This window comes from Bradyrhizobium sp. USDA 3397, assembly GCF_054060965.1.
Genome location: NZ_JBSSDS010000001.1, coordinates 7,819,279 through 7,838,418, shown reverse-complemented (window position 1 = coordinate 7,838,418; position 19,140 = coordinate 7,819,279). Strand labels below are relative to the sequence as shown.

The window sequence follows — 19,140 nt, the reverse complement described above, 5'->3', positions numbered from 1 at the left end:
AGCACATGACCTGGTCGATCATCGCGCGCGATCCTGCCACCGGCCAGTTCGGCATCGCGGTTGCGACCCGCTTCTTCGCCGTCGGCGCGCGTGTGCCCTACGTCGCCGCCGGCCTCGGCGCCATCGCGACGCAGGCCTTCGTCAATCCCTATTACGGCATCGACGGCGTCAAGCTGTTGCGTGAGGGCCTCAACGCCCACGACGTGCTCGCCACCCTGCTGGCGGCCGATGACGGCCGCGAGAGCCGCCAGGTCCATATCATGGATGCCAGCGGCGCAATCGCCGCGCATACCGGGCGCGACTGCGTTGATTGGTGCGGCCACGTCGCGGGCAGCGGCTTCTCGATCGCCGGCAATATGCTCGCCGGCCCAGACGTGCTCGACGAGACCGCGAAGACATATATCGCAAATGACAGCCTGCCCTTCCCGCGCCGTCTGCTCGCGGCGATGCGCGCCGGCGAAGCCGCCGGCGGCGACAAGCGCGGCAAGCAATCGGCCGCGCTCGTGATCCACGGCGAGGAGGAATGGCCAGCGCTGGACATTCGCGCCGACGACCATCCCGATCCGCTCGGTGAGCTCGAACGCCTCGAGCGCGTCAGTCACGAACTCTGGGTGCACTTCCGCGCCTCCATGCCGACGCGGCAGAACCCGGCCGGCAATACCGATCGCAGCGTCATCGACGCCAGCATCGAAGCGGCGCGCGCGAGACGATCATGAGCGCCAGCCCCCTCATCGAGATCAAAGATCTGCGTATCCGCTTTCATGGCGACGACGGCCGTATCACCCACGCGGTCGACAGCGTCGATCTCAGCGTCGCCAATGGCGCGACGCTCGGTCTGGTCGGCGAATCCGGCTGTGGCAAGAGCGTGACGTCGCTGGCGATCATGGGCCTGCTGCCGAAGCAGAGCGCGGAAGTATCCGGCGCGATCCGCTTCGACGGTTTCGACCTGCTGACCACGCCGGACCAGACGTTGCGCGATCTGCGCGGCAACCGGCTGGCGATGATCTTCCAGGAGCCGATGACCTCGCTCAATCCGAGCTTCACGATCGGCGACCAGATCGTCGAGACGATCCTGCGTCACCGCGGCGGCTCGCGGAAGAGCGCGCGCGAGCGCGCGATCGAGCTGTTGCGCCGCGTCCATATCCCTTCACCCGAGCGTCGCATCGACGACTACCCGCACAAGCTCTCCGGCGGCATGCGCCAGCGCGTCATGATCGCGATGGCACTCGCCTGCGACCCGCGGCTGCTGATCGCGGACGAGCCGACCACCGCGCTCGACGTCACCCTGCAGGCCCAGATCCTGGAGCTGATGCGCGAGCTGAAGGCCGCGAGCGGCGCCGCGATCATCCTGATCACCCACGATCTCGGCGTCGTCGCCGAAGTCTGCGACGAGGTCGCGGTGATGTATGCCGGCGAGATCGTCGAGCGTGCGCCTGTCGATGAATTGTTCTCCGCCCCGCAGCATCCCTACACCGTCGGCCTGCTCGGCTCGATCCCGCGGCTCGACCACCGCGCCGAGCAGCTTGCGACGATCGAAGGCATGGTGCCGAACATGGCACAGCCGCCCGCCGGTTGCCGCTTCGCCCCGCGGTGTCCCTTCGTGCTCGACGCCTGCACCAGGGCGCCGCCGCCGCTGGTCGAAGTCAGCGGCGGCCATCTCTCGCGCTGCATCCGCGCGCCGCTCGAATTGCTGGTGTCGTGATGGCGCTCCTCGAAGTCGACGGCCTGGTCAAGCATTTCGTCGCCCAGCGTTCGCTGCTCGGCCGCGCACTGGCGCACGTCAAGGCGGTCGATGGCGTGTCCTTCTCGCTGGAGGCCGGCAAGACGCTGGCGCTCGTCGGCGAATCCGGCTGCGGCAAGTCCACCGTCAGCCGCCTGGTGCTGCGGCTGATCGAGCCGGATGCCGGCACGATCCGCTTCGACGGCCGCGAGCTGCTCGCGCTCGACGCCGGGACCTTGCGCGCCTTCCGCCGCGAGGCGCAGATCATCTTCCAGGATCCCTACGCCTCACTCAATCCGCGCATGACGGTCGGCCAGATCCTGACCGAGCCGCTGGCGCTGCACGATCTGGTGCCGCCGGTGCGGCGAGCCGAGCGCGTTGCCGAACTGCTGCGGCTGGTCGGGCTGGAGCCGCGCCTCGCCCGGCGCTATCCGCATGAATTCTCCGGCGGCCAGCGCCAACGCATCGCCATCGCCCGCGCACTCGCGGTCGAGCCGAAGCTCATCATCTGCGACGAGCCGGTCTCGGCGCTCGACGTCTCGATCCGCTCCCAGATCCTGAACCTGCTGCGCGAGCTCCAGGACCGGCTCGGCCTCGCCTACATTTTCGTCTCGCACGACCTTGCCGTGGTCAAGCACATCGCCGACCACGTCGCGGTGATAAATCTCGGCCAGATCGTCGAGACGGCGGAAGCCGACGCGCTGTTCGTCGCGCCGCGCCACCCCTACAGCCGCGCACTGCTGTCGGCGATCCCGCTGCCGCAGCCGAAGGCGAAACGAACGACGGTGCTGCTGGAGGGCGAAATCCCGAGCGCCCTCAATCCGCCCGCCGGCTGCCGCTTCCACACCCGCTGCCCGTTCGTGATCGAGCGCTGCCGCAGCGAGGCGCCTGCGCTTCTAGCCGACCGCACGGGCCACGCCACCGCCTGTCACCGCACCGCGGAGCTGCCGTCTGGAGACTCCATTCTACCCACCGCCGGCGGGTTTTCGCCGGCGCTTGCAAAACTGGTCGCGGCCTTCAGCCAAAAGGCGGAGGGCAGCAGCCCCGCCGGGGCTGGTATACAGTACGCCGCGTCCGCAACGAAATAGCCGAAGCAATGGGGATTGACCGATGAAGATGTTTCGCCTGGCCGCAACAGCCGCCGCTGTGCTGGTGTCGATCGGGGCCGCGCAGGCCCAGACCACGTTGCGCATCGGCCTCGCCGAAGACCCCGATATCCTCGACCCCACGATGGCGCGCACCTATGTCGGCCGCATCGTGTTCTCGTCCTTCTGCGACAAGCTGTTCGACATCGACGAGAAGCTCAACATCGTGCCGCAGCTGGCGCTCTCGAGCGAAACCGCCGACGACGGCAAGGCGCTGGTCATCAAGCTGCGGCCCGGCGTGAAATTCCACGACGGTGAGCCGTTCGATGCCGAGGCCGCAAAATTCTCGCTGGAGCGGCATCTGACGTTCCCCGGCTCGTTCCGCAAGCCGGAGCTCGCCTCGGTCGATCACGTCGAAATCGTCGATCCCCTCACGATCAAGCTTGTGTTGAAGTCGCCGTTCTCGCCGCTGCTCGCTCAACTCACCGACCGCGCCGGCATGATGATGTCGCCGAAGGCGGCCAAGGAGGCCGGCGACAAGTTCGGCCTCCGCCCGATCTGCGCCGGCCCCTACAAGTTCGTCGAGCGCGTGCAGCAGGACCGCATCGTGTTCGAGAAATTCGCCGACTACTGGAACAAGGACAACGTCTTCATCGACAAGATCGTGTTCCAGCCGATTGTCGACGCCACCGTGCGGCTCGCAAACCTGAAATCCGGCGGCCTCGATCTGATCGAGCGCGTGCTCGCCACCGACCTCAAGGAGGTGCGCGCCGACTCGCGGTTGAAGGTCGCGACCGCCATCGAGCTGGGCTATCAGGGCATCACGCTCAACATCGGCAAGGACAAGGCCAAGGGCCCGCTCAGCCAATCCGCCAAGGTGCGGCAGGCACTCGACTGGTCGATCGATCGCGAGGCGATCAACCAGGTGGTGTTCAACGGCGAATTCAAGCCGGGCAACCAATGGGTCAATCCCGATCACCCCTATTATCAGGGCGCATTTCCGATCCACGGCCGCGACATCGCCAAAGCCAAGGCGCTCCTGAAGGAAGCCGGCGTCACTGGGCCAGTCAGCGTTGACTTCCTGGTACCAAAGGGTGCCGAGACCGAAGCGGTGGCTCAGGTGGTGCAATCCATGGCGAGCGAGGCGGGCTTCGATATGAAGATCCGCGTCACCGAGTTTGCGACGTCGCTGAAGCAGGCCGAGTCCGGCGAATACCAGGCCTTCATGCTCGCATGGAGCGGACGCATCGATCCCGATGGGAATTCCTACGTGTTCCTGCGCAAGGATGCGCCGCAGAACTACAGCGCCTGGGCCAATGCCGACGCGGACAAGGCGCTCGACGATGCCCGCCGTACGTCGGACATGGCTCAGCGCAAGGCCGCCTACGAGAGACTTGCGAAGCTGGAGCTGGAAGATCACGCCATCCTCTACCTCTACCACCGCCGCATCATCATCGCGCACACGACCAAGCTCGAAGGCTATAGGCAAATGCCGGACGGCCTCGTCCGCGTTGTCGGCCTCAAGCTGAAGTGATCGGCCCGACATTCAGTCCGTGTCCCGGACGCGGTGCAGCGCGCAAGCGCTGCTCCGCAGAGCCGGGACCCATGGCAACAACGAACCGTGACTGGGTCCCGGTTCAGCAGCGCAACATTGCATGTTGCGCTTCGCCCGGGACACGAGTGGGACCATGCTGAACTTCCTCGCCCGCCGCCTTGTGCAGATCGTGCCGACGCTGTTCTTCGTCTCGGTGCTGATCTTCTCGCTGCAGCAATTGCTGCCGGGTGACCCCGCGCTGGTGATGGCGGGCGAGGAGCGCGATCCCGCCGTGATCGAGCAGATCCGCCGCCAGTACCGGCTCGATCAGCCCGTCCCGGTGCAGTACGCCTACTGGATCAAGGGCGTGCTCTCGGGCGATTTCGGCGAGTCGCTGCGCAACAAGATGCCGGTGCGCGAGCTGATCGCGCAGAAGCTGCCGGTGACGCTGCAGCTCGGCTCGATGGCGATCCTGATCGCGCTGCTGATCGGCATTCCCGCGGGCATCGTCGCGGCCGTGAAGAAGGGTTCCGCCTGGGACTATGGCGCCAATCTCTTTGCGCTGTGGGGCATCTCGACGCCGAACTTCTGGCTCGGGATCATGCTGATCTTCCTGTTCTCGATCGAGCTTGGATGGCTGCCGGCTTCCGGCTACGTGCCGCTCACCGAGAACTGGCGCGCGAGCCTGGCCGTCACCATCATGCCCGCCTTCGTGCTCGGCAATGCGATCGCCGCGATCCTGATGCGGCATACGCGAAGCGCCATGCTTCAGGTGCTGGAAAGCGACTACGTGCGCACCGCGCGCGCCAAAGGGCTGTTGGAGCGCACGGTGATCCTCAAGCATGCCATGCGCAATGCGCTGACCCCCGTCATCACGCTCGGCGCGCTCGAGCTCGGTACGCTGCTCTCCGGCGCGGTCCTGACCGAGCAGATCTTCTCCATTCCCGGCTTCGGCAAGCTGATCGTGGATGCCGTATTCAACCGCGATTATGCCGTGGTTCAGGGCGTCGTCCTGGTCACGGCCACGGTCTACATCACGCTGAATCTGGTGGCCGACATCGCATACATCCTCGTCAATCCGCGGCTCCGGGGCTGATCCATGACCGACGCCGCGCTGCCGAGCCCTCTCACGCGAGCCGACGAGCTGGATAGCCCGGCCCGCCGCGCGCGTCGGCGGCTGTTCAAGCGCAAGGCGGCGGTGTTCGGGCTCGTCGTGCTCACGATATTCATCGTCCTTGCCGTGCTCGCTCCGCTCATCGTGCCCTATGATCCCATCGCGACGAGCTGGAGCCTGGTGCGCAAACCGCCGACCTCGGCCCACTGGTTCGGCACCGACGAGCTCGGCCGCGACATCCTCAGCCGCGTCGTCTACGGCGCGCGCGCCTCGCTGCTCGCAGGCCTGATCTCGGTCGCGATCGCGCTCGGCATCGGTGTTCCGCTCGGTCTCCTTGCCGGCCACCGCGGCGGCTTCACCGACGCGCTGATCAGCCGCATTACAGATGCGATGCTGGCCTGCCCGTTCCTGATCCTGGCGATCGCACTCGCCGCGTTCCTCGGCCCGAGCCTCGGCAATGCCATGATCGCGATCGGCATCTCGGCGACGCCGATCTTCATCCGCCTGACCCGCGGCCAGGTGCTCGTCGTCAAAGCCGAAGACTATGTCGAGGCCGCGCGCGCACTCGGCAATCCGCCGTGGCGGATCGCGCTCTCGCACATCCTGCCGAACATCCTGCCGGCACTTCTGGTGCAGGCGACGCTCTCGATCGCTGCGGCCATCATCGCCGAAGCCGCCCTCTCCTTCCTCGGCCTCGGCCAGCAGCCGCCGGCGCCGTCGTGGGGCAGCATGCTCAACGCGGCACAACGCTTCCTGACCCAGGCGCCCTGGATGGCAATCTGGCCGGGCCTTGCGATCTTCCTCGTCGTGCTGTCGCTGAACCTGCTCGGCGACGGGCTGCGCGACGCACTCGACCCAAGGCAGCGCTGATTATTCCTCTTGGTGAGGAGATCAGATCACCACTTCCCGCAGCACGCGGCGGCAATCCATCTCGAATTCCAGATCCACCACCGGCGGACGGGCGAAATGCCAGGTCAGCCCGGAACGGAGCGCGCCGCGGCGGACCAGCTCGTCCACCAGCGCGTGGTGAAAGTCGTGCACGGAATAGGCCTGCACGCCGGTCGTATCCTTCCAGCCGAAGCCGAAGGCCGCCATCCGGTTTTCCATCTGCGACGTGGTGGTGAAGCGCACCTTCTCGCGCAGCCCCTCCGGGCTGAGGTCGCGGTAGCGCACCGTGCGCTCGACATAGGTGCCGCTGCCCTCGCGCGCCTCGGCGCCGCCGGCGATGACGAAGCTCGGCAAATTTGACCGCGTCGGACGCGTGAAGGAGAACGCATAGAACGACGGCTCCGACGGCGGATCGATCTCCGGACAGACATTGCTGCGCGCCACCGGATTGGTGGTGCCGTCGAAGATGCCCCATTCGGACAGCGTCTTCACATAGTGCAGATTGAACGCGCGAAAGCCTTCCTCGCTGAAGGCCGCGGGCGAGCGCAGCTCGCAGGCGCAGAACGCCGTCAGCGGGCGGCCCGCCTCCTGGATGAACTTTGCCGCCAGCGCAAACCCTTCCGCGAGCGGCACCAGGCGGTCGAACCGGACCCGCTCGATCTCGTAGCCCTCATCCGCGGCAGCACCGGCGGAATATTGGAACACGGACGGAATGAAACGATAATTGCCGGCCGAGAATTCGCGCGTCATGACGGACTCCTATTCCAGTTGCATGCGAGTGCCCTTGGCGCCGTTGAGCAGGCGCTTCAGGTGAAAACCGGCCAGCGGATCGTCGGCGTGCATGCCGACCAGCGCGGCGAACGACGGCATGGCGGCGGCGTCGCCGGCCTCCATCTTGGCAAAGGCCTCGGCATATTGCGCGGTCGCCGGCGCTTCGAACCTCGCCTGCGGTAGCGGTTCGAACGCACGCAGCGGCTCGCTGCGTCCGCGCAGCATCAGGTCGCCTACGGGGCGGCCGTGGAAGTTTGCAGCGGCTTCTGCCACGCTGACACTGACGCAAATGCGCGTCCCCAGATGCTTGTTCGCCGCCTCAAGCCGGGCCGCAATATTGATGGTGTCGCCATAGGCGGTGTAATCGAAGAAGCGGTTGCCGCCGAAATTGCCGACCAGTGCCGGACCGGCATGGGCACCGATGCGGGTGGCTCCGAAGTTCACGCCTCTTGCCTTCCAGCGCGCCGAAAAATCCTCTGCCCAGGCGTCGAGGGCATGGGCACAGGCGACCGCACGCGTTGCATAGTCCGGCTGGTCGCCGGGGGCGTTGAACAGCACCTGGATCGCATCGCCGATGATCTTGGCCACCGTCCCCTCATGGGCGAAGACGATCTCGGTCATGCCGCCGACATATTCGTTGAGGAGCTCGCCCAGCGTCTGCGGAGGCGCGGTCTCGACCAGCGAGGTGAATCCGGTAATGTCGGTGAACAGGGTGGCGACATCGCGCCACTGCACCTCGATGCCGTCGCCATCGACGTTCGCGGCCAGCCGCCTTGCGATCTCCGGCGAGAAGAAGCGCGATAGCGAGGCATGGGCGCGCTCGGCTTCCATCTGGCGCCGCCGCACCTCGCGCAGCATCTCCACGTGGCGGACGGTCTTCTCGATCGTGGCTTCGAGGTCGGCGAAGTCGATCGGCTTGGTCAGGAAGTCGAACGCACCGCGGTTCATGGCGGTGCGGATGTTGCTCATGTCGCCGTACGCCGAGACGATGATGGTCGACTTCTTCTCCTCGGCCTCCTGGAGCTTCGCGAGCAGCGACAGGCCGTCCATCCGCGGCATGTTGATGTCGGAGACCACCATGTCGACATGCGGATTCTGCTCCAGCGCTTCCAGCGCCTCCAGGCCGTCGCGCGCGAAGATAAGCGCGAGCCGTCCATCGCGGATCTGCCTGCGGAATTTCTGCAGGATCAGCGCCTCGAGGTCCGGCTCGTCGTCGACGAAGAGGATGGTCGCAGTCATGCGGCTTGCTCGAGCCTCGTATCGATCTCCTGGCGCAGCAGCGCAAAGTCGATCGGCTTGGTGAGGAGCCCGACGGCGCCGCGTTCGATCGCCTTGCGGCGCGTCTCGGCATCGCCATAGGCCGTGATCATGATGACGGGAACATCGGGATGCGCGGCACGCACCTTCGGCAGCATGTCGAGCCCGCTCATGCCGGGCATGTTGATGTCGGACAGGATCAGGATCAGCGAGGGATCACGAACCTCGGCAGCGCGCTCGAGCGCCTCGGGGGCCGAGAGCGCAAACTCCATCTGAAACCGGCCGGCGCGCAGGTCGCGCCGGAACTGCTGCCGAAACAGTGCCTCGACGTCGGGCTCGTCATCGACGACCAGGATGTAAACGTTCAAGACTTTCCTCCGGAAGTGTCGCCCGCTGCCATCGTCCGCGGCAGCGTGATGATGAACTCGGTGAATACACCTTGTGTGGTATTCACGTCGATCGTGCCGCCGTGTTGTTTCACCACGATGTCGTGGCTCATGGAAAGGCCGAGTCCTGTGCCCTCGCCGGCCGGCTTGGTGGTGAAGAAGGGATTGAACATCTTTTCCTTCACCTCGGCTGGAATCCCGGTGCCGTTGTCGCGAATCCGGATCTGGACCCTGTCTCCGAGGTTCTTCGTTGCCGCGCGCAAGGTGGGCTCGAACGCATCGCCCTCGCTCTCCTTGCGCTTGGCCGCGGCATAGAAGCCGTTCGAGATCAGGTTCAGCAAGACGCGCGTAATCTCCTGCGGATAGACGTCGATCATGCCGGCAGCCGGGTCGAAATCGCGCTGGAGCGTGACGTTGAAGGCAGGCCTTTCGGCGCGCGCGCCGTGATAGGCGAGATTGAGACTCTCCTCGACCACCGCATTGATGTCGACGGCGCGATGCTCGCCGGAACCCTGACGCGAATGCAGCAGCATGTTCCTGACGATGGAATCGGCGCGCTTGCCGTGCTGCACCACCTTGTCGAGATTGGCCCTGAGCATGCCGGTCAGCTCGTCGACCTCCTCCTTCGTCTTGCCGTCGAGCGCGGCCGATTGCAGGATCTCGTTGAGCTCGTCGATCAGCTCGGTCGAGACCGCGGAGAAGTTGTTGACGAAGTTGAGCGGGTTCTTGATCTCGTGGGCGATGCCGGCGGTGAGCTGGCCGAGGGAAGCGAGCTTCTCGGTCTGAATCAGGCGGTCCTGCGCGGTGCGCAGATTGTCGAGCGATTGCGATAGCTCGGTCGTACGCTCGCGCAATTGCTTCAGCAGGCGCGTATTCTCGATCGCGATGACGGCTTGCTTGGTAAAGTTCTCCACCAGCGCGACTTGTTTGTCCGTGAAGCCGCGAATCTCTTGTCGAAAAATCGTCATCGCGCCGATCAGATCATCCTCTTTCAGCATGGGTACGGAGAGAAGGGTTCGGGCGCCGGCAACGTCGGCCATTCCGACGACAAAGGGAACACCGGCCTTGTACCCGGGACTTTCCCTCAAGTCGTTGATCTGCGCGGGCTGATGCGTCGCGATGATTGCAGCCAGCGTCGTTCCTGGATGTGGGAAGATCGGAGTCCGCTTACGGAAGGCGGAGAAATCGGGCGGAATGTTGTAGTCGGTGACGATGTTGAATTTCTGGCCGTCCCACAGATTCATCGTGCCGAAATTCGCACCGCAGACGCGGGTAGCATTCTCCAACATCTTCTGAAACACCGGCTCTAACTCTCCCGGAGAGGAGCTAATGACTTCGAGCACCTCCGACGTCGCCGTTTGTTGCTCGAGCGACTCCCGCAATTCGGCTGTCCGCTGCTCGACCTTGTTCTCGAGGTCCGCATAGGATTCCTGCAGGCGCGCGCTCATGTCGTTGAACTGGTCGGCGAGACCTTCGAGCTCGTCGCCGGTATTGATCGAGATGCGCTGGGAGAAATCACCACCGCCCATTCGTTCCGCGCCGCTCCGCAGCGCCTGAATCGGCCCGACCATGCGACGCGCCAGGAAGATCCCGGCCAGCACCGCGAAGATGGATGCCGCGAGCAGCACGATTGCAAGGCGCTGCAGCGAAGCATAGAGCGCGGCATAGGCTTCCTCGACCGGCAGCTCGACGAACATGGTCCAGCGCAGCGGCTCGATCGGGGCCGATGCGGTCAGCACCTTCCGCCCCTGGATGTTGTGGGCCTCGGAAAGCACGTCAGGCATGGCGCCGCCGGCCTGCACGGCGCGTACCTGCGCAAGGCCGGACATGTCGGTGTTGCGCAGCACGAGACTGATGTCGGGATGCGCGATCAAGCGGCCCTCCGGGCCGACCACGTAGGCGTTACCGCGCTCGCCGACCTTGATCTGGGACACGACGTCCCAGATCAGCTTGAGATTGACCTCGGCGATGCTGACGCCGGCATCCTTGCGTGCGCCCGCCAGCCCCAGCGTCATGTAGGGCTCGGACTCCCGGCGAAAATAGACCGGCCCGTAATAGACCTTGCGCGCGACCGCTTCGGTGAACTTCCGATCGCTCGACAGGTCGATCCCGCTGTCGAGCACGTCCATCGCCAGCCGCGAGACCCGCAGCCGCTCCTTGCCAGTCGAATCCACCTGGGCCAGCTCGGTGATCGCAGGGACCTGGCGCAACAGGCGCAGCGCGTCGAACCGGCGCTGCTCGATCGAGCCGCCCGACCAGGGCAGCTGCGTGGTCCAGCCGAGCTGGCTCTCGATCTCCTTGACGAACCGGCCGATCTTGGCAGCGGCCGCCTCGGCCTGCTCGTGCTGGACCCGGATCAGAGAGGCCTTGTGCTCGCGATAATAGAAGTAGACCTCGAACAGGCCATTGGCGAGCAGCGCAATGGCGACGACCGCCACGAAAAGCGCGACGTATTTGGCGAAGAGCCGGGTCCGGATTCCGCGCCCCGCCGTGTCGCCGGAGGCGACCTCGCCTGGGGCCGCGCTCGGCAATGTCCCGGCTCGAGGTGTATCGGGGTGGAGGGACAGGCTCATTCCACGGAACCTAGCAAGAAGACCGGACCTTGTCTCTCGCAAGCGCGGCAAGGAGCTCGCCCGAGACCCAACGAAAAGGGCGGCAGCGGATCACCGCTGCCGCCCTTTCGGGACTAGCCTGCCAACGGCCTCAGGTCGGCCGTAGCGCCTTTGAATCGAGGTCCAGCTCGCCGATCTGCTTGTTCCGCTCCGAATCGGCCGCCGCGCGATGGTCGGTCGCCAGCACCACATAGACTGCCGGCAGCACGAACAGCGTGAACAGCGTGCCGATCGACATGCCGGCGACGACAACGAGACCGATCGAGAAGCGGCTGGCCGCGCCCGCGCCGGTCGCGGTCAGGAGCGGGATCAGGCCGGTCACCATCGCGGCCGTGGTCATCAGGATCGGCCGCAGACGGATGCGGGCCGACATCTCGATGGCCGAGCGGCGGTCGAGCCGCTCGTTAACCTGGAGCTCGTTGGCGAACTCCACCATCAGGATGCCGTGCTTGGTGATCAGGCCGACCAGGGTGAGCAGACCGACCTGGGTGTAGATGTTTATGGTTGCCATGCCGAAGAACAGCGGGATCAGCGCACCGACGATCGCCATCGGCACCGAGATCATGATGACCAGCGGGTCGCGCAAGCTCTCGAACTGGGCCGCCAGCACCAGGAAGATGATGATCAGCGCGAAGCCGAAGGTGATGGCAAGCTGATTGCCTTCCTGCACGTATTGCCGGGAGTCAGCCAGATAGTCGTGGCTGAAGCCTTGCGGCAGCTTCTTGGCCTCGCCTTCGAGGAAGTCGACCGCAGCGCCGACGGTCACGCCGGGCATCGGCACGGCGGAGAACGTCGCCGAATTGAGCTGGTTGTAGTGCGTCAGCGAATTCGGATCGGTCTTGGTCCTGATCGAGACCACGGTCGACAACGGAAGCTGCTGCCCGGTGTTGGTCGTCACATAGTAGCCACCGAGCGATTCCGGGGACAGCCGCTTGCCGCGCGGCACCTGCGGAATCACCTGATAGGAGCGGCCCTCGAGGTTGAACCGGTTGATGTAATTGCCGCCGAGCAGCACCGCGAGCGTCGAGCCGAGGTTCTGCATGTTGACGCCGAGGTCCTGAGCCTTGGTGCGGTCGATCGTCACCTCGACGTTCGGCTGGTTGTAGGCGAGGTCGCTATCGGAGACGATGAACATGCCGCTCTTGCGTGCAGCCTCCTTCAGCTTCTCCATCTGCTCATAGACGGTCTGGAAGCTGGCCGTGGAATTGATCACCATCTGGATCGGCAGACCGCCGGGTCCGCCCGGCAATGGCGGCAGGTTGAACGCGAACGCCTGCACGCCCTCGATCTTGGAGAGCTCGGCCTGCACCAGCGGCTTCAAGGCGATCGACGAGCGTGTGCGCTCGTCCCAGGGCTTCAAGAGCATGCCGGCAATGCCGCCTTGCGGGCCGTTGATGCCGTTCAGCACGAAACGCAGATCGGTCTCGGGAAATTTCTGGAATTCCTTGTCGAGCTTCTCGCCGTAGAAATCGACATAGTCGATGTTGGCGTATTTCGGCGCCTTGGTCACCGCGAACACGATGCCCTGATCTTCCTCGGGCGCCAGCTCCTTCGAAGTGTTCATGTAGAGGAAGCCGACGAGTCCCAGGATCGTCACGGCGAACAGGCCGGTGATGGCCTTGTAGTCGAGCGAGCGGTCGAGCTTGCGGCCATACCACCGCGTCATGGCGCCGAACACCCGGTTCACCAACTTGGCGAAGCGGCCCTCTTCGGTGTTCTTCAGCAGCACCGAGCACATCATGGGCGACAGCGTCAGCGCGATCACGCCTGATACGATGACCGAGCCTGCGAGGGTAAAGGCAAATTCGCGGAACAGCGACCCGGTGAGGCCACCGAGGAACCCGATCGGCGCGTACACGGCGGCGAGCGTGATGGTCATAGAGATGACCGGCCCGACGATTTCGCGCGCGCCTTGTAGCGAGGCCTGGACCGGCGTCTTGCCCTCCTCCAGATGGCGATGGATGTTCTCCACCACGACGATGGCATCGTCGACGACGAGGCCGATCGCCAGGACCATCGCGAGCAGGGTCAGCAGGTTGAAGCTGAAGCCCAGCGCCAACATCATCGTGCAGACGCCGATCATCGACAACGGAATGGTGACGACGGGAATGATGACGGAGCGCAGCGAGGCCAGGAACAGGAAAATGACCACGATCACGATGATGACGGCTTCGCCCAATGTATTCCGCACCTCGTCGATCGAAGATTGGATGAACTTGGTCGAGTCGTAGGCGACCTTCATCTTCATCGAGGGCGGGAGGTTGCGTTCGAGCTCGGGGAACAGCGCGCGCACACCCTTGACCAGCGTCAGCGGATTTCCCTGTGGCGTCGCCTGCACGCCAATGAAGATCGCGCGCTCGCCGTTAAAGGCGACGCTGGCATCCGTGCTCTGGGCTGCAAGCTCGACGGTGGCGATGTCCTCCATCCGCACGAAGCCGCCGTCCTTGGCCTTGACGATCATCTTCTTGAACTGATCGACGTTGGTCAGGCCCGTGTTGGTCGAGACGTTCGAGACGATCAGATAGCCCTTGGTCTGACCCGCCGCGGACTGGAAGTTGTTGGCCTGGATCGCCGCCGCAACGTCAGCCGGCGATACGTTGCGGCCCGCCATCTTCACCGGATCGAGCCACAGCCGCATGGCAAAGGTCTGGCCGCCCAGAATGTCCGCCGAGGCGACGCCGTCGACGGTCGACAGCACCGGCTGCACCACGCGCGTCAGATAGTCGGAGATGGCCGAGCCCGACAGCTCGTCCGAGGAGAAGCCGAGATACATCACGGCCGTGGTCTGGCCGGTGGTCTTGGTGACGATCGGGTCGTTGGATTCCTTCGGAATCAGGTACTTCACCGAATTCGTCTTCGCCAGCACCTCGGTGAGCGCCTGGTTCGGATCGAAATTCAGCTTGATGTAGACCTGGATCGTCGAGGTGCCGAGCACCGAGGACGAGGTGATGTAGTCGACGCCTTCGGCGGACGCGACCGCCTGCTCGATCGGCGTGGTGATGAAGCCCTGGATCAGGTCTGCGGACGCGCCGGGATAGACGGTCGTGATGTTGATGACCGTATTCGACAGCTTCGGATATTGCCGGATCGGCAGCACCATTGCCGCGCGCAGGCCGATCAGCAGGATCAGCAGGCTGACGACGACGGACAGGACCGGTCGTTTGATGAAAATGTCGGTAAAGGCCATCGCGGGCGATCTCGATTTCTTTTTTTCAAGACGCGTGATCCGGCCGGGCCGGATCACGCGAGGATATTGTCAGTAGCGCGGCGGCTGCGCCGGGATCTGCGGGGCCGGATCGGTCGAGATCGATACCGGCGCGCCTGATTGCAGCTTGAGCTGGCCGAGAGCGACGACCTTGTCGCCTACCTTCAGGCCCTTGACGATTTCGACGCGACCCTCGACCCGGTTGCCGGTCTGCACGAAGGTGCGCACCGCCGACAGGCTGGTCTTGCCGTCTTCTTCCTTCTTCTCGGTGATCACGAACACCGAGTCGCCGTACAGCGTGTAATCGACTGCCGTTTCAGGCACCGTGATCACGGCCGGCTTCTCCGGCAGCACCACGGTCGTGGTGACAAACATGCCGGGCTTCAGGATCTTCTCCGGATTGGCAATCGTGGCCTGCACGCGGATGTTGCGAGTATCGGTCGAGATCTGGGGCTCGATCGTGGTGATCTTGCCCTCGAAGGTGCGGCCCGGATAGGCGTCGACCTTCAACCGCACGACCTGGCCGACCTTGAGGCTGCCGGAATCCTTTTCCGTCACCGTGAAGTTGGCCCACAGCTCGGACAGATCGGTCAGCGACACGATCGCCGTGCCGGCGGTCAGATACTGGCCGACCTCGACCTTGCGCATGCCGAGATCGCCGGCGAACGGCGCGCGCACCAGCTTCTGCGAGATCAACGCCTCGGTCTTGGCGATGCCCGCCTGCGCCTGGTCATAGGCAGCCTGCGCGGTATCGACGGTCGCCTGCGGACCGAACTGGCGCGAGGCCAGCTGCTTGGCGCGTTCAAGCGACAGCTGCGCGACGGTCGCTTGCGCCTTGTAATTGGCGAGATCGCCCTGCTCGGGCGCGTCGAACAGTTGCACCAGCGGCGTGCCGGCCTCGACGCGCGTGCCCGGCTCGAACTTGATCGCGGTGACACGGCCGTTGACGTCGGCGCTGACGTCGACCTGATGCACGGCGACGAGGCTGCCGACCGCGGTGAGCAGGTTCGGCACCACCTCGGACTTCGCCTCGGCCGCGCTGACGGCGGTCGGCGGCGGCTTGTTGTTGGCGAAGAATTGCTTGATCATCTGGCCGCGGAAGTAATTGAACCAGACGAGCCCTCCGACGAGCACGGCCAGAAGCGTGCCAACGATGATGAACCAGCGCACTGGCCGGACCGGACGCTTGGGAGCCTTGTTGTCGATCGGTTGCCCCGAAATCTTGTTTTCGGCCACGATGTTCATGTCATGCACTTTCTGCAATCGCCGCCCGGTTCGCATCCGCGGCCTGATTGCGGCCCAGATGCGAAGCAATTGCGGCGTCGTTAAGTCCGATACCCCTCAGGAGAAACTCACAGAGCTGCCGCTCCAGGTCGGTCGCCCTGCCATAAGCAAGACAGGGCGTGGCCGGCAGCCTGGTCAGCGCCGCGGTCATCACCGCATGATGCGCGAACCAGAACAGGTTGAGCGGATCGCCAGAGCAGGGCCGCGCGTCACCGCTCGCAACCGCACGCTCGAGCGAGGCGACGAAGACAGCGCCGATCAGCGTCTCGATCTTGGCATACAGCAATCGGGCGAATTCGCCGTCATCCAAATGGCTCGTGGCCATTAGCCGCAGGCGCTGGGCCTCTTCCTGATCGGGACCGTCGGCGATCTGGAGGAAGTGTTCGACCATGCCGCGGATCACCTCGACCAGCGTAGCCGTCGACGGCTCGCGCTCGAGCAGCTCCATCAGAGCGGGATCCGCCTCGCATTCGTCGCTGAGGATCTCGGCGTAGAGCGCCGCCTTGGACGGGAAATGCTTGAACAGCAGCGCTTCAGAAATGGCAGCGGCGGCCGCCACGCTCTTGGTCGTGGTGCCGTTATAGCCGTGTCGGGCAAAGCAGCGCTTTGCGGCGCCGAGGATCAATTGACGCCTCAGGTCGCTCGTCATACGCAATGAGCTCATGCTGGGTGAGTAAGCACTCACCCACGCAGGAGTCAAGCACTATGTTGCATCGCAACCTGCATGCGACCTAGAATCAATGGAAATTGGTCGAGCCTGCACGGCCCGCGTGCAGGCGTTCGGCAAGGGATTGAGGGACCGCCTAGATCGGCTGGAAGCCGAGGTCAGCACGGATCCGGTTGACGATGTAGGTCCCGTCCCGCGTCGGCAGAATCCGCTCCAGGCCGGCGCTGTCGATCTTCACATTGGCAAAGCGCGGACCCGCGGAGACGTCATGGACGACTTTGGCGAAGGCCTCGACCTCGGCCATGGTCGTGACGGCCCGGCTGTCGTTAATGCCGCAAGCCTTGGCGATGCCGACGAGGTCGGCGGCGGCGGAGGTGTGGCTGGTCTGGCCGCCGGTCTCGCCATAGGCCTCGTTGTCGAGCACTGCGATCGAGAGGTTGGCCGGCTTCTGCAGGCCGATGGTGGCAAGGCTGCCCATGCCCATCAGCATCTCGCCGTCGCCGGTAATGACCAATACCGGCAGCTTCGGCTGCGCCAGCGCCAGACCCAGCCCGATCATCGCGGCGCCGCCCATGCCGCCCCAGAGGTAGAAGTTGCGGGCGTGGTCGCCGGCGGCGCACATGTCGTTGGTGGAAGCGCCAAGGCCGCCGATCGCGACGACATCCTTGCGGTTCGCCAGCAGCGTGGACACCACCTGCCGGCGGTCGAGGAGATTGGCCTTGCTCATTTGGTGAAAACCTTGGCGCCGATCAGGCGCTGCGACAGAAGGACGGCGGTGGGCGTCAGCGCGTTGTACGCTTGCGATGCGGCGGCCTCCAGCACGGCCGGCACCTCGGCTGCGTGCGATGCGCGCAGCACCTTGACGCCGGAGAGCTCGAACACGCCTTGCGTGGTCGAGCCCATCGGCACCTGCCATGGATTGAACTCGCCCCACTCGCCACGCATCGTCACCAGCGTGAGGAACGGAAAGCGCAGGATCGGGATCAGCGACAGCATGTTGATGCAATTGCCGACGCCGCTCGACTGCATCAGCAGCACGCCGCGCTGTCCGCCGGCCCAGGCGCCGGCGAGCAGCGCCACGCCCTCCTCCTCCGTCGTCAGCGCGATGCCACGCATGGTGGAGGAGTCCAGCACGCGCTGGATCAGCTTTGAATGACCGGCGTCCGGCACGTAAGGCACCTGCCGGACGTCGAAGCGCTGCAAGGTCGCGAAAATATCGTCGGGCCAGCTCGGCGCCGTGTCGGCAGCGTCAGCGCGTGCGTGCATTTTCCCGTCCGGTCGGCTAGCAAGGTGCCAAGACTAAAGCTGCAAAGACTGTAGACGCAGGCATGCGCCAACCAGAACAACAAAAACGGCATATCGGCTTTAACCGGCGAGTATAACGGGATGAACGCAGATGCGAAGGCGCTGGCGGCAAGCTTCGACCTCGAGAAGCTGACGCCGGAGTTCTACGACAACCCCTATCCAACCTATCGTGCACTGCGGGAGAACGAGCCGGTCAAGCGCCTGCGCAGCGGCACCGTGTTCCTGACCCGCTACGACGATCTCGTCACCGCCTACAAGAACACGAAATCGTTCAGCTCGGACAAGAAGCGCGAGTTCGCGCCGAAATACGGCGACACCCCGCTCTACGAGCACCACACCACCAGCCTCGTCTTCAACGACCCGCCGTCGCACACTCGCGTGCGCCGCCTCATCATGGGCGCGCTGTCGCCGCGCGCGATCGCCAGCATGGAGGGGGACCTCATCAAGCTGGTCGACGGCCTGCTCGATGCCATCGAAACCAGGGGCGCTTGCGAACTGATCGAGGATTTTGCCGCTTCGATTCCCATCGAGGTGATCGGCAATCTGCTCGACGTGCCTCACGAGGAGCGCGGGCCGCTGCGCGACTGGTCGCTGGCGATCCTGGGTGCTCTCGAACCCGTGGTGTCGCCCGAAGTAGCTGCGCGCGGCAACAAGGCGGTGGCGGACTTCCTCGCTTATCTGCAGACGCTGGTGTCGCGGCGGCGCGCAAAGCCGGGCAATCCCGAGCGCGACGTGCTGACGCGTTTGATTCAGGGGGAAGAGAACGGCGAGCGGCTGACCGAGAACGAGCTGCTGCACAATTGCATCTTCCTGCTCAATGCCGGCCACGAGACCACCACCAACCTGATCGGCAACGGCCTGGTGGCGCTCGACCGGCATCCCGATCAGAAACAGCGCCTGATCGAGAACCCGGACATGATCAAGACCACGATCGAGGAGGTGCTGCGCTACGAGAGCTCGAACCAGCTCGGCAACCGCATGACCACCGAGAAAGTCGAGCTCGGCGGCGTCATGCTCGAGGCCGGCACGTCGGTGACGCTGTGCATTGGCGCAGCCAACCGCGACCCCGCGCAGTTTCCCGACCCCGAACGTTTCGACATCGCGCGCACGCCGAACCGGCACCTAGCCTTCGCCACAGGCGCGCATCAATGCGCAGGCATGGCCCTGGCGCGGCTGGAAGGGGCGATTGCGATCTCGCGCTTCCTGGCGCGCTTTCCGAACTATGCCGTGAGCGGACCGCCCGTGCGCGGCGGACGGGTCCGGTTCCGCGGCTTCTTGAGCGTGCCCTGCGCGCTTGGCTGAGGGGCCGGCA

Annotated in this window: 16 protein-coding genes; 7 read left to right on the top strand and 9 right to left on the bottom strand. The window is 64.9% G+C overall.

From position 1 onward, the window contains the following. The first annotated feature begins 5 nt into the window (after positions 1 to 5). From ACVWYQ_RS36455 to ACVWYQ_RS36430, 6 genes are all read left to right on the top strand, one after another. Positions 6 to 716, top strand: coding sequence for a DUF1028 domain-containing protein (locus ACVWYQ_RS36455; RefSeq protein WP_404542633.1), 711 nt, complete (start codon positions 6 to 8; stop codon positions 714 to 716). Continuing rightward, positions 713 to 1,702 (top strand): ABC transporter ATP-binding protein, encoded by a 990-nt coding sequence (locus ACVWYQ_RS36450; protein WP_275508962.1) that lies wholly within the window; start codon positions 713 to 715, stop codon positions 1,700 to 1,702. Before ACVWYQ_RS36455 ends, ACVWYQ_RS36450 begins: the two co-directional genes overlap by 4 nt. After that, the gene (locus ACVWYQ_RS36445; protein ID WP_456727064.1) at positions 1,702 to 2,808 is read left to right on the top strand and encodes an ABC transporter ATP-binding protein; all 1,107 of its coding nucleotides are present in this window, start codon (positions 1,702 to 1,704) and stop codon (positions 2,806 to 2,808) included. The genes ACVWYQ_RS36450 and ACVWYQ_RS36445 overlap by 1 nt, the downstream gene beginning before the upstream one ends. Before the next feature lie 22 nt (positions 2,809 to 2,830). Beyond that, the gene (locus tag ACVWYQ_RS36440; protein WP_271545382.1) at positions 2,831 to 4,339 is read left to right on the top strand and encodes an ABC transporter substrate-binding protein; all 1,509 of its coding nucleotides are present in this window, start codon (positions 2,831 to 2,833) and stop codon (positions 4,337 to 4,339) included. A gap of 154 nt (positions 4,340 to 4,493) precedes the next feature. Continuing rightward, on the top strand, positions 4,494 to 5,435 hold the full coding sequence (locus ACVWYQ_RS36435; protein ID WP_025034874.1) for an ABC transporter permease: 942 nt from the start codon (positions 4,494 to 4,496) through the stop codon (positions 5,433 to 5,435). A gap of 3 nt (positions 5,436 to 5,438) precedes the next feature. Beyond that, a complete protein-coding gene (locus ACVWYQ_RS36430; protein ID WP_404542639.1) occupies positions 5,439 to 6,323 on the top strand; it encodes an ABC transporter permease in 885 nt (294 codons plus the stop codon). A 21-nt stretch (positions 6,324 to 6,344) separates the two neighbouring features. On the opposite strand, the gene cnbZ is transcribed toward ACVWYQ_RS36430, so the two are convergent. From cnbZ to ACVWYQ_RS36385, 9 genes are all read right to left on the bottom strand, one after another. Next, complete coding sequence (gene cnbZ, locus ACVWYQ_RS36425; RefSeq protein WP_404542641.1) at positions 6,345 to 7,091, bottom strand: 2-amino-5-chloromuconate deaminase CnbZ; 747 nt, start codon at positions 7,089 to 7,091, stop codon at positions 6,345 to 6,347. Between the two features lie 9 nt (positions 7,092 to 7,100). Continuing rightward, positions 7,101 to 8,351: an adenylate/guanylate cyclase domain-containing protein gene (locus ACVWYQ_RS36420; RefSeq protein ID WP_275496658.1), complete on the bottom strand. Its 1,251-nt coding sequence runs from the start codon at positions 8,349 to 8,351 to the stop codon at positions 7,101 to 7,103. After that, positions 8,348 to 8,737: a response regulator gene (locus ACVWYQ_RS36415; RefSeq protein WP_025034870.1), complete on the bottom strand. Its 390-nt coding sequence runs from the start codon at positions 8,735 to 8,737 to the stop codon at positions 8,348 to 8,350. The genes ACVWYQ_RS36420 and ACVWYQ_RS36415 overlap by 4 nt, the downstream gene beginning before the upstream one ends. After that, on the bottom strand, positions 8,734 to 11,328 hold the full coding sequence (locus ACVWYQ_RS36410; protein WP_404542644.1) for an ATP-binding protein: 2,595 nt from the start codon (positions 11,326 to 11,328) through the stop codon (positions 8,734 to 8,736). Before ACVWYQ_RS36410 ends, ACVWYQ_RS36415 begins: the two co-directional genes overlap by 4 nt. A 130-nt stretch (positions 11,329 to 11,458) precedes the next feature. After that, positions 11,459 to 14,554 carry a MexW/MexI family multidrug efflux RND transporter permease subunit gene (locus ACVWYQ_RS36405; RefSeq protein ID WP_036025801.1) on the bottom strand — a complete coding sequence of 1,032 codons (3,096 nt, stop codon included), beginning with the start codon at positions 14,552 to 14,554 and terminating at the stop codon, positions 11,459 to 11,461. 69 nt (positions 14,555 to 14,623) lie between these two features. Continuing rightward, entirely contained in the window at positions 14,624 to 15,817 is a 1,194-nt protein-coding gene (locus ACVWYQ_RS36400) for an efflux RND transporter periplasmic adaptor subunit (protein WP_036004727.1), read from the bottom strand. 1 nt (position 15,818) lies between these two features. Further along, positions 15,819 to 16,520 carry a TetR/AcrR family transcriptional regulator gene (locus ACVWYQ_RS36395; RefSeq protein ID WP_157281098.1) on the bottom strand — a complete coding sequence of 234 codons (702 nt, stop codon included), beginning with the start codon at positions 16,518 to 16,520 and terminating at the stop codon, positions 15,819 to 15,821. Between the two features lie 139 nt (positions 16,521 to 16,659). Beyond that, positions 16,660 to 17,250: a thiamine pyrophosphate-dependent enzyme gene (locus tag ACVWYQ_RS36390; protein ID WP_404542647.1), complete on the bottom strand. Its 591-nt coding sequence runs from the start codon at positions 17,248 to 17,250 to the stop codon at positions 16,660 to 16,662. Further along, positions 17,247 to 17,789 (bottom strand): phosphonopyruvate decarboxylase, encoded by a 543-nt coding sequence (locus ACVWYQ_RS36385; protein WP_404542649.1) that lies wholly within the window; start codon positions 17,787 to 17,789, stop codon positions 17,247 to 17,249. The genes ACVWYQ_RS36390 and ACVWYQ_RS36385 overlap by 4 nt, the downstream gene beginning before the upstream one ends. Positions 17,790 to 17,909: 120 nt before the next feature. On the opposite strand from ACVWYQ_RS36385, the gene ACVWYQ_RS36380 reads away from it, so the two are divergent. Then, the gene (locus ACVWYQ_RS36380; RefSeq protein WP_404542652.1) at positions 17,910 to 19,130 is read left to right on the top strand and encodes a cytochrome P450; all 1,221 of its coding nucleotides are present in this window, start codon (positions 17,910 to 17,912) and stop codon (positions 19,128 to 19,130) included. Positions 19,131 to 19,140 lie beyond the last annotated feature (10 nt).